Below are 14,844 nucleotides of genomic sequence, written 5' to 3'. Positions count from 1 at the left end.
TGTGGCTGGCAGGATAATCTAAATGCGAATACCTATCAATAATAAGTGGTAAACAGCATTACCTTCTTACGCCTGACCTGTTTGCACGCGCCACTGCGCGGCGTAGGCTCCGTTATTGCGTATCAGGCTGTCGTGATCGCCTTCCTCAACAATCCGGCCATTCTCGACCACGGCAATGGTGTCCGCATCCACAATGGTGGAAAGCCGGTGGGCAATCATAATAACGGTGCGGTTATGACCAATGCGCTTGAGTGAGCGCTGAATGGCGGCTTCGGTTTCGTTATCCACGGCGCTGGTTGCTTCGTCCAGCACCAGAATGGGCGGATTCTTCAACAGCGCCCGGGCCAGGGACAGCCTTTGACGCTGGCCGCCGGACAGGCGAATGCCTCGTTCACCAACAGGAGTGTCCAGGCCTTCCGGTAGCGCCTCAATAAAGGACCAGGCCTCGGCAGTACGAGCGGCATCAATGATCTCTTCTTCGCTGGCATCGGGTTTGCCATAGGCAAGGTTGTCGCGGATGCTGCCCTCAAACAGGTAGACATCCTGGCTGACCAGGCCAATGGCATCGCGCAGGGACTTCAGGCTCACCCCACGAATGGGCTGGCCGTCAATCCGGATGTCTCCATGGGCGGGGTCGTAGAACCGCAATAACAGCTTGATCAATGTGGACTTGCCGGAGCCGGTCGCCCCCACCAACGCGAGGGTATTGCCTGCTGGAACGCTCAGGGTAATGTCCTGTATGCCTGCGCCGCTGCCGGCGTAACGGAAGCTCACCTGGTTGAATGAGACCTTTCCGCGAACGGGTTGTTCCAGGGACTTGCCGGCTTCATCCCGGACGTTTACCGGTTCGGCGAGCAGATCGAGAATCCGTCGGGTACTGGCCATGGCCCGTTCAAACAGATCAATCACTTCCGCCAGCCCGGTCAGGGGCCAGAGCAGTCGCTGAGTGAGGAACACCAGCACCCCGTAAGCGCCCACGTTCAGGCTGCCTTCCAGCGCCATCATGCCGCCAACGGTAAAGGTGGCCAGGAAGCCGGCCAGAATGGCCATTCGAATGACCGGAATGAATGCGGAGCTGATACGAATGGCGCGGCGGTTAGCATCAACATAAGCTTCGCTCGCGTCCTTCAGGCGTTTGGCTTCCCGCTGTTCGGCGGTGAAGCTCTTGATTGTGGCGATGCCACCCAGATTGTTGGCCAGGCGGCTGGACAGGTCGCCTACTTTCTCCCTTACGTCTGCGTACAGCGGGCCGGCTTTGCGCTGGAAATAGAAGGCACCCCAGATGATCAGGGGAATCGGTGTGAACGCCAACAGGGCAATCAGTGGCGACAGCACAAAGAATACGGCACCCACAGCCACTACAGTAACCGCTACCTGAATCATGGCATTGGCGCCGCCATCCAGGAAACGCTCCAGCTGGTTTACATCGTCGTTCATGGTGGCTACCAATTGTCCGGAGCTGTTGGCCTCAAAGAAGCTCATGTCCAGACGCTGGGCGTGTTTGTAGGCATCTTGTCGGAGATCGGACTGCAGTCGCTGAGCCAGGTTGCGCCAGAGAATCTGGAACAGGTACTCAAACAGCGACTCGCCAGCCCAGATGAAGAAGGTGAGCACCGCCAGGATGGTGATCTGTTCCTGCGCAGTCTCAAAGCCCAGGCCGGCAACGAAGCTCTCTTCCTGGTTCACCACCACATCGATGGCGACGCCGATCAGTATTTCCGGGGCAATGTCGAAGAGCTTGTTGATGATGGAGCAGGTGGTGGCGGCGATGATCTGGCGCCGGTAACCACGCGCGTATCGAAGCAGGCGGCCGAGAGCGGCAAAGCTGCTGGTGTGCTGGGCGCGTGTGGTCATGTTCCGCTTCCTTCTGCTGTCTGGTTGTCAGAGGCGGGAAGGGTAGCGGATTCTTCTGTTTATTAAAACAGAATCATTTTCACTTGCGTGCGTTTCTTTGCAGCCATCGGTCCAGTTGGTCGGCAAACTCTTTTCGATCTCCCTGGCTGAATGGGGCCGGCCCGCCGGTTACCTGGCCGGCGTTACGCATTTCTTCCATGAAGTTACGCATGGCAAGGCGCTGGCGGATATTTTCCTTGGTGAAGGCCTGCCCCCGTGGGTTGAAGACGTCTGCGCCTTTTTCGATGGCTTCGGCGGCCAGAGGAATGTCCTGGGTAATCACCAGATCGCCTTTGCTCATCTGGTCCATAATTTCGTTGTCTGCAACGTCGAAACCGTGTGGGACTTGCCGGCGGCTGATGTGTGGGCTTGGTGGCAGGCTGATGGCGTGGTTAGCGATGAAGGTGGTCTGGATTTGCCAGCGGGTGGCGGCACGGCAGAGAATTTCCCGGATGGGAACGGGGCAGGCATCGGCGTCGACCCAGATTGGCATTTCGGTTTTCCTTCGTTGGTTTGGCTGATGGTCAGTTTAACCTTTCATGGGGTGAGCCTGTTAGTTTGGTTCCTCGTATTGGCTATTAGGCGTTAACACATTGGGTGCCTGTGTCATTGGGGGCTACTTTCCAAAAACCGCTACGAGCACATCCATGTGCGCTTCTCTCAGGCCATCCATGGCCTTCGAAATTTTTGGAAAGTAGCCCCCAATGACACAGATCTGGCACTGGTGATACCGCCGCGATATGCGCGCTGAAGGAATCTTTGAGGAATCATTATGAAAGCGTTTGTGTTTTGTTTGATGGTCATCGGCGCTTTTGGGTTTTCTCAAACCTATGCCTCAGAAAAGGACGCCTGGACTGCCCTTAGAGAGGGGCGAGCCGTTTTGATGCTGCGTCATGCCCTGGCTCCAGGCACCGGTGATCCAGCTGGGTTTGTTCTCGGAGATTGCAGTACCCAGAGGAATCTGAACGACAAGGGACGTGAGCAGGCCCGGGCGTGGAAAGCGTTTCTGGCAGAACATGGAATTGCTGAGGCGAGGTTGTTTTCCAGCCAGTGGTGTCGATGTGTTGAGACCGCCCAGGAAATGAATATGGGGCCAGTGACTGAGTGGCCGGCTCTGAATTCATTTTTTCGCAACCGGGGCGATGGCCCGCAACAGACCCGTGAAACCATCAAGTTGGTGAATAGCCTGGGGCAGGGCGCACCCGTTTTGATGGTGTCACACCAAGTGAATGTGACGGCGTTGACGGGCATTTTTCCGGCTTCGAATGAAGGGGTGATTCTGGCGTTGCCGTTGTCGGAGAACCCGGACATTCTGGCGAGGGTGGCGCCGGGGCAATAGTGGTATAATCCTGTGCTCATTCAGTTAACAGGAAATGATAATGTCTCAGTTGCCCCCTTGCCCCAAGTGCAGTTCTGAATACACCTACGAAGATGGCGTTCAGCTGGTGTGCCCGGAGTGCGGCCATGAATGGACGGAGGCCGAGCAGGCAGCGGCTGAAGCAGGCAAGGTGGTTCGGGATGCCAATGGCAATGAGCTGCAGGATGGCGATACCGTCACCGTAATCAAGGATTTGAAGGTGAAGGGTTCCAGCCTGGTGGTGAAGGTGGGAACCAAGGTCAAGAACATCCGCCTGGTGGATGGCGATCACGACATTGATTGCAAGATTGATGGTGTGGGGGCCATGAAGCTCAAGTCGGAGTTTGTTAAGAAGGCCTGACTTGGATTCGGCACCGGGGAGTCCGGTGCCGTCTGCTGTGATTGATTAACTGGCAGCCAGCACTTGTTGTTCAAGCTCCCTGGCCAGATTGGGTTCTATCTTCAGGGCACCGGCCAGTTGTTCCAGCCAGGCGCGCTCCATGGGATTCTGCTCGTCAATCATCACCGCGCTGACGACATAGATTTCCCGGGCGGCCTGGGGCGAATCGGCGTTGTGTGCCAGAGCACTGGCATCCAGTGGCGCGTCGAATTGTTGCTGGATCCAGGCCTGGAGTTCGTTGTCCGGGCCCAGTCGCTCGATTTCCTGAGCCAGTAGTTGCCTTTCATTGGCATCGATATGGCCATCGGCACGGGCGGCCATAATCATGGCCTGGAGAATTTCCAGACCACGACGCTCCTGGTCGGCTCCCTGCAACTGCTCAAGGGGTTGGCCCTGTTGCACCGGGGCGGGCTGTGCCTGGCCCTGGTTGTTGCTCTGGTAGTTTTGATAGGCCTTCCATGCCAGTACGCCGACGCCGGCCAGGGCGCCATACTTCAGTGCCTTGCCGCCCATTTTCCGGCCGCGCTTGGAGCCCAGCATAAGCCCCAGTGCTCCGCCGCCCAGAAGACTTTTTACGTCAATGCCACTGCTGCCTTTACCTCCGGACAGCTGGTTGCCAAGGTTGCCCATCATCTGGTTTACGTTCGTTCCACCCTGGCTGCCTTGGCGGGACTGACCGCCCTGGGCCTGGTTCATGATCTGGTTCAGCACGGACATTACATTCATTGTCTGGCTCCTTTTCCGCCTGGTTGCCGTTGGCTTTGATTTTGATTCTAGCCTCAGTAAACCCTATCCGGCATGAACGCCAGATGAACAGATTGTCTGGATAACGACGGCAAAGTTCCTTTTGGCATCATCTTTTTTGGTAAGGTTGTGTCAAAACAGGGTGCGTATTTGCAACGTCATCCTATAATCATGGTTAGCGAAATTAACCCATTCACCGGGACAAATGGACTGACTACTTGGCGGCTCTGAAACGCAATATCTGGACGCTGTATTTTCTGATCGTAATCGTCGGCGTTGCGCTTTTAGGGGTGTCTCTCCAGCAGCGCTGGCAGGAGACCCTGTCTGATGAAACTGCGCATCAGTTGTCCAGAGCTGAGCTCATATCCCAATCCGTTCACAGTCTGTTCCGGACTCAGGAGCTGGTGCTTGATGTCGTGGGGCGCGAACTCCTCGACAGTGGCGAACCGCTGGAAGAGCGGAGGGAAATGCCTTTATTGGACAGTATCCTTTCGGTTAACCCGGCCCTCGTAGGTTTTGGCCTGGCTCGCCCGGACGGGACACTGGTTCGTATCAGCACCAATATGGACACCAGCCGCCTGCCCAATCTCCTGGAGAACCCCAGTACCGCAGAAGGTTTCAGGCAAGCCCTTGAGTCGGATGTGATGGTAGTAGGGCGTACTTATTATATGGATGCGCTCGGTGCCTGGTTGATCCCGATACGGAAGGCGTTGCGAGCGGATGATGGTTCTGTGGTTGCAGTAATGACGGCCGGACTGAAGATCGGTGCCGAAGGTTCAGTTCTTGGGCAGGATCTGCACGATGGTCCCGAGGACAGTGTCATCCTGTTTCGGGAGGCAGACAAATACGTCCAGTTTATGTCGCGAGAGGGCGCAACGCCTGAGCGATATTCTGCCTCGCAGGTCAACGAGGAGCGTTTGAGCGCACAGCGGCGTGATTTCGAGGAGGGAACCGGAAAGACCATGGCGGATATCATGGCCAGTCCGGAGGCGGTTTCTTTTCATATGACCCGCGACCAGCGAGATTATCTGACAGCCGCCACCTTCGACGCTCGGTATCAGATCTGGACAGTGTCCGAGACGCGTTTTGCCCCTCTTTACCGCGATTTTATGGGAACCCTCGTACCCTACGTGATTGGCTTTGTACTGGGTGCCTGGTTGCTCTACCTGTTGTTCCGGGTTATTGATCGTGCCGAGGGAGAGCGTCGGGAAGAGTTGCTGTACCGTGCTCGACATGACGATCTCACCGGCCTGTTAAACCGCGCCGGGCTCCTGGATCGATTGGAAGGCAGGCTTTCTCAGGCGAGGCCGTTCAGTCTGGTGGTGATCAACATTGATAACTTCAGTGGCATCAATGACCGCTTTGGGCTGGAGTACGGGGATCACACCCTGGTGGAATTCGGGCGAAGACTTGAGCGGTTGGCGGAACGACACGACGATCTGGCGAGGCCCGGGAGCGATGAATTCGCCATCGTTACCCCCAATACCAACATCCCCTCGTTGACCGATGCCTGCCGGGCACTGGTAGAAGATCTGGCCCAAATCTTCGAAGTGGGCCGGCTTCGTCTGCAGGTGGGGGCGAGTGTCGGGGTGGCCCGGTACCCCGAAGACGGAGACTCCCTCAGCAAGCTGATTCGTAGTGCCCACCTGGCGTTGTATGAGGCCAAACAAAGCCGGAATGCCGTCTGCGTCTACAAGGCAGAAATGGAAACCGCTTATCTACGGCGGCTGAACGTGGAACAGAAGCTGCGCTATGGCCTGGCCTCTCATGCTCTCTATATGGTGTACCAACCGCAGGTGAACGATGCAGGCGAAACCATTGGTCTGGAGGCTTTGGTGCGCTGGCAGGATGAAGAGTTGGGATTCGTTTCGCCGGCAGAATTCGTGGATGTGGCCGAGAAAAGCGGCCTGATGATTCCTCTGGGTAACTTCGTGCTGGACACCAGCCTGAGGGAATTCCGGCAATTGATAGACAAGGTGAAACAGCCGCTGGATCTGGCCATCAACATCTCGGTGATTCAGTTCTGCCAGCCAGGCTTCGTGGATACAGTATTGAACGCCTTGAAAACCCACGATGTCTCGCCGTCCTCTCTGGTTCTGGAGATTACCGAAACGCTGTTCATGGGCAATTTCGATCAGGTGCTGCAAACTATCTGCGACCTGAGAAGCCACGGTATACGCCTAGCCATGGATGATTTCGGAACCGGCTATTCTTCCCTCAGCCTGCTGCGCCAGTTACCTCTGGATGAGCTTAAAATCGACAAAAGCTTTGTGGACGGTATTGTTGAAGATGAAAAAGCCGCCAATATGGTGCGCAGCATCGTCGCCATTGCCCGCAGCCACAACATGAGTCTGATCGCTGAGGGTGTAGAAGTGCAGGCTCAGGCCCAGGCCTTGATCAAAATGGGCTGCCTGCGCTTCCAGGGTTACTATTTCAGCCGGCCGATGCCCATGGCGGACGTTCGTCAGGTGCTCACTGACACGGCAAACACGGACAATACCCCTGCGACCATTCGTCGCTCCTGATGGCTTTGAAGTGGTCGCGGCCGGCCGCTACAGTAGTGACATTTGTCAGAAAACAAGGAACGCCGAATGAAACAACCCATGATTGCTCTGGCATTGGGCGCAGCCCTGGTCGCCCCGGCCACATTTGCCGCCGATCACGCACACGGTAACGACCACCAGAGCCATCCGATACAGATCAATCACCCCTGGAGCCGGCCAACACCGCCGGGTACCCCCATGGGCGTGGGCTATATGGCGATCACCAACCACAGTGAACAGGCCATCACTCTGGTGGACGCAGAAACCCCTAGAGCCGGCAACGTTTCGATTCACGAAACTTCCATGCATGAGGGGGTCATGCGTATGCAGCCGGTAGATGGTGGTCTTCTCATACCCGCCGGCAAAACCGTGGAGTTAAAGCCGCACAGTTATCACCTGATGCTTGAAAGGCTGCCTGAGCCGCTGGTTGAGGGCGAGAGAATTCCGGTAAGACTGGATTTTGATGGCGCGGAAGACCTGAATATCGAACTGATGGTGCGCCCCCTTGACGGTGCCCCGGCGATGAACGACCACGCCGGCATGAAGCACTAACCACTATTCTTCTCAGCGAAATCCGGTAACGCTCAACGCTTTACGCAGACAAACAGTGCGTTTCCGGATTCGCCATCCCAGGGCACGATGCGTTCGTAGTCGTGCTCGAAGATGGTCACGTCGAACCAGGGCTGTAACAGGGTGGCCAGCTCCCGGAAGCTCAGTGCCACCATGGGGTGCTCATCCTGCCAGGATTCACTGATGCCATTGGTGGTGCGATCAATGCTAAGCCGGAGCGACTGCCGTTCACCACTGCCGACGTAATGCCAGCCAGACCGAAAGGTAAACTCACTGCCATCGTGCCGGGCGGAGTGGCTGACATACAGGTTGTTGTTGATTCGGGTCTTGTCTACGGCATTGAAACAGAACAATCCGTTGGCTGATAACGCCTGGTGGGCGCTTTCGATACAGCCCTGAAGCTTCTCGATACCATCGCTGTAATGAATGGAGTACAGGAAGCAGGTAATCAGATCAAATGGACTATCAAACCGGAATTCGCACATATCCCGAACACTGAAGACGGCTTCCGGGCAACGCTCCTCGGCTACATCCAGCATGGGCTGATTAATATCCAGCCCTTCGCACTGGTAACCGAGGTTCAGGAAATGCCGGATGTGCGGCCCGGTGCCACAGGCCAGATCCAGATGACGCCTGCCGCCATTGCCAAATAGCTGATGTAACCGCTGTATCCCGAGACTCTGGGCCGGGTAATCGATATCGGCACACATCAGATCGTAGTAGCCCGACAAGTCGGTATATAAGGCATTGATGGACAAGGGAAAGCCTCTGCAGAAATCAACTGGATCACCTCTGGCGAACAGCAGCTGCAGACGGGCATGGCGCAGCGGGCGGGCGTTTTGAGGGTGGCGTATGGTAGCGAAAAGATATGGGAGCGGGTAGCCACCCTCGTAGATGTACTACACCGGCTTGTCTGAGTGCCCCAGTGAGTGCTCCGGGGCAATCTGATCCCGCACCAGCTGTTTCAGTTGCTTGATATCCGGGAAGCCCCCTTGCTCCTTACGGGACCAGATTCGGGTATCGTTTACCCAGACTTCAAAGATGCCGCCGGAGCCGGGTTTCAAGGTGAGCTCGTCGACCATGCCGTCGAAGGTGGTCAGCAGTTCCTGCGCCATCCAGGCGGATCTCAGCATCCAGTTACAGCCGGTGCAGTAATGGAGAGTAATGCGCGTTGCCATACGGTAATGCTTCCTGCATGAAGAAATCGATCAGCCATGCTATCAAATGAAGGGGACAGTTTCTTTCTCCAGAGGGAATGGTATGGCGTATTGGCTGGTGGATAGCCCCGGTTCCGGTGATGGCTGCCGGGATGCGGATTTCTGGTTGCCCTATCTGCGCGAGCAGGGCATCGAGAACGTAACCGAGTGCAGGCTGGATGAGGCTGAACAGTGGCTGCGCCTGGTGACTGGCAACGACGTACTGTTGGCCGCGGGTGGGGATGGCACTGTGAACGGTGTGGCCGGACTTTGCCTGCGCACCGGCGCGACTCTCGCGGTTCTTCCCTCGGGAACCGCTAATGATTTTGCTCGCAACCTGGGTCTTCCGTCTGAACCGGCAGAGGTGGCCCGTCTGGTGGCGGACGGTAGCACCGAGATGATTGATGTGGCGGAGTTTGATGACCGCATCTATCTCAACGTGGCCCACATTGGCCTGGGCACTTTGCCTTCACGCCAGGCCAGGTCACCCACCAAAAGGTTTCTTGGAAAGTTCAGTTACATGGCCACACTGTTCCGACAACTGGGCGCCCAGCGGGGATTCCACGCCCATATACGTACTGATCGTTCTAATCTGGGTGGTCGTTGGCTATCGATTGCCGTTGCCACGGGGGCCTATTTCGGTGGCGGCCATGAAATACCAGAGGCCTCTGCGAACGATGGTTTGCTGGATGTCATTGCCGTTAAACCGCGCCCGTTGCCGCAGCTGTTACTTGCATTTTTGATGGTGCGCCTGAACCGCAAGACGCCGCGCCGGACCAGCACCGTCATCCAGATCAAGGGCAAGTGGTGCCACGTAGAAACCACCCGCGCCAAGACGGTAACGGTGGATGGCGACGTGGCCGGTAAAACGCCCTTTCGGGCAACCTGCCGGCCGGGCGCAATCCGGGTGATTGGCAAGAAGGTGGTGCACACCGGCGAGCGGGCGCCCGCCGGTTAGGCTGACAGCCCAGATTTGCGGGCCCTGGCCGCGTGCAGCTTCTTGTAGCTCTCGATCATCTTCAGGTGCCGGTCCAGACCTCGCAGGTCCATGCCGGTTTCTTCCAGGCCAAAGAAGCGCACCGACCCCTCAATAGACCCGACCACCGCATCCATCACCGGGTCGCCAAACATACGGCGGAAGTTGTAGAGGTAATCATCCAGCTCCAGTTCGTCGTTCAGCGTGGCTTCCAGGGCCGCGTTCATAGCCTGGTAGAACAGGCCGCGCTCAACGGTGTTGTCATTGAATTGCAGGAACATCTCCACCAGCTCCTGGGCCTCTTCAAGCTCGCCCAGTGCCAGGTAGATCAGCAGTTTCAGTTCCAGAATGGTGAGCTGGCCCCATACGGTGTTTTCATCGAATTCGATGCCGGTGAGGGTGACGATGGTCATGTATACATCCAGCTCGGCCTCTTCCAGGCGCTGTATCAGATCGGCCAGTTCGTCTTCACTCAAACGGTGCAGGTTGAGGATGCCTTCGCGGAATTCCAGGGCCATGTTGGTGTTGTCCCACACCAGGTCTTCCACCGGATACACCTCGGAATAGCCCGGCACCAGGATTCGACAGACCGGAGCGCCGAGGTCTTCGAACACCGCCATGTAGCATTCCTTGCCCATGTCCGCGAGGATGCCGAACAGGGTGTCGGCTTCTTCTTTGTTGCTGCCTGAGAAATCCCATTCCACAAAATCGTAGTCGGATTTGGCGCTGAAGAAGCGCCAGGACACCACGCCGCTGGAGTCGATAAAGTGCTCCACGTAGTTGTTGGGCTCGGTCACCGCCATGGAGTTGAAGGTGGGCGCCGGCAGGTCGTTCAGGCCTTCAAAGCTGCGCCCCTGCAGCAGCTCTGTCAGACTGCGTTCCAGAGCAACGTGGAAGCTGGGGTGTGCACCGAAGGAAGCAAACACACCGCCGGTTTTGGGGTTCATCAGGGTGACGCACATCACCGGGAACTGACCGCCCAGGGAGGCATCTTTCACCAGCACCGGAAAGCCCTGTTCTTCCAGGGCCTTGATACCTTCGACAATCTCCGGGTACTTGGCCAACACGCTCTCGGGAACATCCGGCAGGGCGATTTCGTTCTCAATGATCTCTTTCTTGACTGCCCGTTCGAAGATTTCTGACAGGCACTGTACCTGCGCTTCCTGCAGGGTATTACCGGCGCTCATGCCGTTGCTCAGGTACAGGTTCTCGATCAGGTTGGAGGGGAAGTAAACTGTCTCTCCGTCTGACTGACGCACATACGGAATGCTGCAGATACCACGCTCGGGCGTGCCCGAGTTGGTGTCGAACAGGTGCGTGCCCAGCAGTTCGCCGTCCGGATTGAAAATCTTCAGGCAGTAGTCATCCAGAATGCCGTCCGGCAACTCGCCTTCCGGGCCTGGCTGGAACCATTTTTCGTTCGGGTAGTGCACGAACTCGCTGTTGGCGATGTCCTGGCCGAAGTACTGGTCGTTGTAGAAGAAGTTGCAGTTCAGCCGCTCTATAAACTCACCCAGGGCCGAACACAGGGCGGCTTCCTTGGTGGCACCCTTGCCGTTGGTGAAGCACATGTGGGCCGCGGTGTCGCGCACGTGCAGAGACCACACGTGGGGCACGATGTTGCGCCAGGAGGCAATCTCGATCTTCATGCCCAGATCCGAGAGGATGCCGGTCATGTTGGCAATGGTCTGCTCCAGGGGCAGATCTTTGCCCTCGATATAGGTGTTGCCGTCGCCGCCCGGGGCAGCGGTGAGCAGGGCCTGGGCGTCTTCGTCCAGGTTTTCCACCACTTCAATCTGGAAATCCGGGCCGGTTTGCACCACTTTTTTCACGGTGCAACGGTCGATGGAGCGGATGATGCCCTGGCGGTCCTTGTCCGAAATGTCTTCCGGCAGTTCCACCTGAATCTTGAAAATCTGCTTGTAGCGGTTTTCCGGGTCTACAATGTTGTTCTGCGACAGGCGGATGTTATCTGTGGGAATATCCCGGGCGTTGCAGTAAACCTTTACGAAGTAAGCCGCGCACATGGCAGATGAGGCCAGGAAGTAGTCAAACGGGCCGGGCGCCGAGCCATCGCCTTTGTAGCGGACGGGCTGGTCTGAGACGACGGTAAAATCGTCAAACTTGGCCTCAAGCCTCAGGTTGTCGAGATAATTGACTTTGATTTCCATGGGCAGCTTACCGGATTCAGAAATATGAGCAGTTTACGCGGAACAGACGAGGTAATCCCCGATGCGCGGGATGGTCTCACAAAAACGGAACGGACGATACTTTACGTCCTGAGCGAGACCCAGAAGGAGTTAGGCGGGCGTAATGTACCTACCGTGATGCTCTATGGCCGGGTACTGGAATACGTGAATATCAGCGAGGAAGAGCTGCATCTTTACCTGGATCGTCTCGGCGTCAAGGGAAACGGCCTAGGCGGCTGATCGTCAAGGCTGGCAGGCACGCATGTGCTTCGGGTCGATCCGGTAAAAACGGCACAGGGCAGCGTAGACGTCAGGTTGTTCACGTTTCAAGTGCTGCGGTTGTTGATAGAAGGCCTCGGTCAGCACCGCGAAAAACTCGGCTGGTTCGGTGGCGCCGTAGGGGTCAAGCCAGGGTTTGTGGTGGTGTTCCAGCCGATGCTGCAGGTGGTCCCAGGCTTCGGTCATGGTTTTCTGCCAGTGCGCCGCCTCATCGCCACTCAGTGGTGGCGCGCCGTCCGCGGTGCCATCCAGGTAGTCCAGCTGATGGGCGAATTCATGGAGAATCACATTGTGCGGGCCATGAGGATTGGCGATGGCTTGTTCACACTGGCTCCAGGCCAGAATCACCCGGCCGTGGGACCAGGCCTCTCCGGCCCGGGTTTCGTCACTGGCGCTGACCACCAGGCCATCGCTTTCGGTGTCCTTTACCCGGTAGATATCGGGATAGACCAGGATGCTTTTGACGTCATCGTATTCGTAAAATCCGCGTTCAAGCAGTAAAAGGCAAGCATGGCCGGCAATGGTCACTCGCACCCGGTCATCGATTTCAAAACCGGCACATTCGTAGAATTCCTTCTCCGAGATAAAGAGCTGCACCAGATTCTCCAGCCGGGTTTTGTGGCTGTCGGCGAGCCGGTTGTAGAGGGGGACACTGCTCTGGAGGTGTTGTCTCCATTGCGCAGGAAACGGTTGTTGCAGTTCGCGTTGGCGTCGCCAGTTGCGGTAGAAAAACAAATAGAACAGCGAGCCGCCAATCAGGGCACTGGCGATAACAGCAAAAACAAGCGGTGCGGACATTGGTGACTTCCCTGTGAATGTCCGGCCAGTCTACCGCAAGGCTCAGCGAACCACGAACACCGAAATGTCGCTGTGTTTGACGATTTCTGCCCCGTTAGACCGCAAAAGGTGCAGGGTGTCGCCGAGGCCCGGTACATGGGAGGCCATGATTACCAGGTCGGCCTTGGTATCCTTGATCGCGCCCAGTAGTATTTTATCCAGCTCAACGGCGGTATCGACCGATTCCAGCACCCTGGATTCGGTCTGAATGCCGTGGCTCTTACCCTGTTCCTCGGCAAACTCCGTGAGTTTGTCTGCCAGTTCCTTCGGGTTGTGGGCCGCGGCTCCCGGGGTACTGTTGGTGACTGTCACGTAGCACAGGCTGGCCTGGTAGTGTTTGGCCATGTCGATGGCGGTGTTCAGGGTTTTGGGTATCTTGTCGAGATGGGCAAGATCGACGGGAACCAGTATTTTCTGATACATGCGTCCGTCTCCTGTGGTCAGAATTTGATCTGTACTCTTCAAGTCTGGACCATGACCTCAGGATGCTGCAAATCGGGAGGATGCGATGAAGTATATTTTCGAGGTCACGGTGAAAGACGGGCACTCTGCTGAGGAGTATGCCGATGCCTGGGTCCGGGCCAGTGAGCTGATTCAGCAGGCGCCCGGTGCCCGTGGTACCGAACTACACCGAAAGATTGGTGAGCCGAACAAGTTGATCGCTATCGCCAGCTGGGACAGCAAGGCCGACCGCGATGCCATGGATGCCCGGAAGGACCCGAGGATCGCGGAGATCATTAAAAGCGCCGCTCCGTTTGTTGAGATTCGGCCTTTGGGTGAATTTGAAGACCCTGAATGGGTGGTACTGCCGCCAGGCCAGAATAGCGACTGATTAGCTGTGATCAACTTTGTGTAGCTGGAAGTCTTTCTCCAGACGGTAGGTGTCAAAATCCCGGGCCAGGAAAAGGTGGCCCGTGTAATGCTGCAACGCCTCGGCGGCGAGCTGGTTGATATGAGGGCTGCCACCCGGGGCGGACTGGTAGCGGGAGCTGAAGTGGGTGAGTACCAAATTGGGCAGCTTTGCCTCCTGCGCGAACCGGGCCACCTGCTGCGCCGAGCTGTGCTGTGGCCAGGGGCCAACGCGGTCTGCGACATCCTGGGTGTAGGTGGCCTCGTGAATCAATACGTGGGTGCCTTGGCAGGCATCTTTCAGCAGTTCCGGGGTGTCGTTGTCACCGCCGACAATGATGTTTCGCGCGGTTCTCGGGATTTGGGTGTAGTCGTCGCTGCGCAGCAGGCGCCCGTCATCCAGTAGAACATCTTTGCCTTTCTGCAGGTCACCCCATTGAGGGCCAGGCTCGATGCCATCAGCAACCAGTTTCTCCTTCTGGAGTTGACGTTCCAGGTTCCGCTCTGTGAATACGTAGGCCCGGCAAGGTACCCGGTGCGAAAGCGCCACGTTGGTAACACCCAAATGGTCATCCTGCCAGTAAAAACCCGGAGCTTCCGAGTTGATGAAGTTCAACGGATAACTCAGGCTGGAGTCACTGTTTTCGATGACCGTATCGATAAACCGGCGTACCTGTGGCGGCGCAATGATGTCCAGAGGCTCGGTGCGACCCAGCATGGAAGCGCTGGTAAGCAAGCCCGGTAGCCCGAAGATATGATCACCATGGATGTGGGTGATGAAAATGGCGCGCAACTGCATCACCGAATACCGTGTGCGCATCACCTGGTGCTGGGTGCCTTCACCGCAGTCCACCAGATACCAGGGTTTGGGCCCCGAAAGGCAAAGCGCCAGGCCGGTGACGTTGCGTGACCGGGTTGGTGTTCCGGCCGATGTGCCAAGGAAAGTGAATTCCATCGTGCCTCGTTTCGCGGTAATGTGCACCCTAATAATACGAAACCATGCTCTCAGAT

Annotated in this window: 16 protein-coding genes; 7 read left to right on the top strand and 9 right to left on the bottom strand. The window is 56.9% G+C overall.

Annotated features, from left to right (window positions below; translation table 11 throughout):
- Positions 1-66 precede the first annotated feature (66 nt).
- Both ACAM27_RS15210 and ACAM27_RS15205 read right to left on the bottom strand, forming a co-directional pair.
- Positions 67-1,854 carry an ABC transporter ATP-binding protein gene (locus ACAM27_RS15210; RefSeq protein ID WP_369612253.1) on the bottom strand — a complete coding sequence of 596 codons (1,788 nt, stop codon included), beginning with the start codon at positions 1,852-1,854 and terminating at the stop codon, positions 67-69.
- 79 nt (positions 1,855-1,933) lie between these two features.
- Positions 1,934-2,386: a YaiI/YqxD family protein gene (locus tag ACAM27_RS15205; RefSeq protein ID WP_011785656.1), complete on the bottom strand. Its 453-nt coding sequence runs from the start codon at positions 2,384-2,386 to the stop codon at positions 1,934-1,936.
- Positions 2,387-2,665: 279 nt separating this feature from the next.
- On the opposite strand from ACAM27_RS15205, the gene ACAM27_RS15200 reads away from it, so the two are divergent.
- Together ACAM27_RS15200 and ACAM27_RS15195 are read left to right on the top strand one after the other, a co-directional pair.
- Positions 2,666-3,232 (top strand): histidine phosphatase family protein, encoded by a 567-nt coding sequence (locus ACAM27_RS15200; protein WP_369612252.1) that lies wholly within the window; start codon positions 2,666-2,668, stop codon positions 3,230-3,232.
- Between the two features lie 40 nt (positions 3,233-3,272).
- A complete protein-coding gene (locus ACAM27_RS15195; RefSeq protein WP_011785654.1) occupies positions 3,273-3,611 on the top strand; it encodes a zinc ribbon domain-containing protein YjdM in 339 nt (112 codons plus the stop codon).
- A gap of 45 nt (positions 3,612-3,656) precedes the next feature.
- Here the strand turns inward: ACAM27_RS15195 and ACAM27_RS15190 are convergent, their stop codons facing one another.
- Positions 3,657-4,376: a tellurite resistance TerB family protein gene (locus ACAM27_RS15190; protein WP_369612251.1), complete on the bottom strand. Its 720-nt coding sequence runs from the start codon at positions 4,374-4,376 to the stop codon at positions 3,657-3,659.
- A gap of 236 nt (positions 4,377-4,612) precedes the next feature.
- On the opposite strand from ACAM27_RS15190, the gene ACAM27_RS15185 reads away from it, so the two are divergent.
- Positions 4,613-6,919, top strand: a complete 2,307-nt coding sequence (locus ACAM27_RS15185) for a bifunctional diguanylate cyclase/phosphodiesterase (protein ID WP_222448453.1) — start codon at positions 4,613-4,615, stop codon at positions 6,917-6,919.
- 66 nt (positions 6,920-6,985) lie between these two features.
- Entirely contained in the window at positions 6,986-7,489 is a 504-nt protein-coding gene (locus ACAM27_RS15180; protein WP_141067797.1) for a copper chaperone PCu(A)C, read from the top strand.
- Between the two features lie 32 nt (positions 7,490-7,521).
- Here ACAM27_RS15180 and ACAM27_RS15175 read toward each other — a convergent pair whose 3' ends face one another.
- A complete protein-coding gene (locus ACAM27_RS15175; protein WP_011785650.1) occupies positions 7,522-8,265 on the bottom strand; it encodes a class I SAM-dependent methyltransferase in 744 nt (247 codons plus the stop codon).
- A gap of 141 nt (positions 8,266-8,406) precedes the next feature.
- A complete protein-coding gene (locus tag ACAM27_RS15170; protein WP_014420825.1) occupies positions 8,407-8,685 on the bottom strand; it encodes a SelT/SelW/SelH family protein in 279 nt (92 codons plus the stop codon).
- An 82-nt stretch (positions 8,686-8,767) separates the two neighbouring features.
- On the opposite strand from ACAM27_RS15170, the gene ACAM27_RS15165 reads away from it, so the two are divergent.
- Entirely contained in the window at positions 8,768-9,661 is an 894-nt protein-coding gene (locus ACAM27_RS15165; RefSeq protein WP_369612250.1) for a diacylglycerol kinase family protein, read from the top strand.
- On the opposite strand, the gene ACAM27_RS15160 is transcribed toward ACAM27_RS15165, so the two are convergent.
- Positions 9,658-11,850, bottom strand: coding sequence for an OsmC domain/YcaO domain-containing protein (locus tag ACAM27_RS15160; RefSeq protein ID WP_369612249.1), 2,193 nt, complete (start codon positions 11,848-11,850; stop codon positions 9,658-9,660). The two genes, ACAM27_RS15165 and ACAM27_RS15160, sit on opposite strands and share 4 nt — an antisense overlap.
- Positions 11,851-11,874: 24 nt before the next feature.
- Between ACAM27_RS15160 and ACAM27_RS15155 the strand changes: the two genes are divergently transcribed.
- The gene (locus ACAM27_RS15155; protein ID WP_121208470.1) at positions 11,875-12,108 is read left to right on the top strand and encodes a hypothetical protein; all 234 of its coding nucleotides are present in this window, start codon (positions 11,875-11,877) and stop codon (positions 12,106-12,108) included.
- Positions 12,109-12,111: 3 nt separating this feature from the next.
- Here the strand turns inward: ACAM27_RS15155 and ACAM27_RS15150 are convergent, their stop codons facing one another.
- Positions 12,112-12,945, bottom strand: coding sequence for a zinc-dependent peptidase (locus ACAM27_RS15150; protein ID WP_369612248.1), 834 nt, complete (start codon positions 12,943-12,945; stop codon positions 12,112-12,114).
- Between the two features lie 42 nt (positions 12,946-12,987).
- Positions 12,988-13,407: a universal stress protein gene (locus ACAM27_RS15145; RefSeq protein ID WP_369612247.1), complete on the bottom strand. Its 420-nt coding sequence runs from the start codon at positions 13,405-13,407 to the stop codon at positions 12,988-12,990.
- Positions 13,408-13,492: 85 nt separating this feature from the next.
- Between ACAM27_RS15145 and ACAM27_RS15140 the strand changes: the two genes are divergently transcribed.
- Positions 13,493-13,816 carry an antibiotic biosynthesis monooxygenase gene (locus ACAM27_RS15140; RefSeq protein ID WP_022992939.1) on the top strand — a complete coding sequence of 108 codons (324 nt, stop codon included), beginning with the start codon at positions 13,493-13,495 and terminating at the stop codon, positions 13,814-13,816.
- On the opposite strand, the gene ACAM27_RS15135 is transcribed toward ACAM27_RS15140, so the two are convergent.
- Positions 13,817-14,788, bottom strand: a complete 972-nt coding sequence (locus ACAM27_RS15135) for a ribonuclease Z (RefSeq protein ID WP_369612246.1) — start codon at positions 14,786-14,788, stop codon at positions 13,817-13,819. It lies immediately after the preceding gene.
- Positions 14,789-14,844: the final 56 nt, after the last annotated feature.

Origin of the sequence: Marinobacter sp. RI1 (assembly GCF_041155085.1) — a bacterium.
Classification (GTDB): Bacteria; Pseudomonadota; Gammaproteobacteria; order Pseudomonadales; family Oleiphilaceae; genus Marinobacter; species Marinobacter nauticus.
This window is presented reverse-complemented; position numbering and strand designations above follow the sequence as displayed.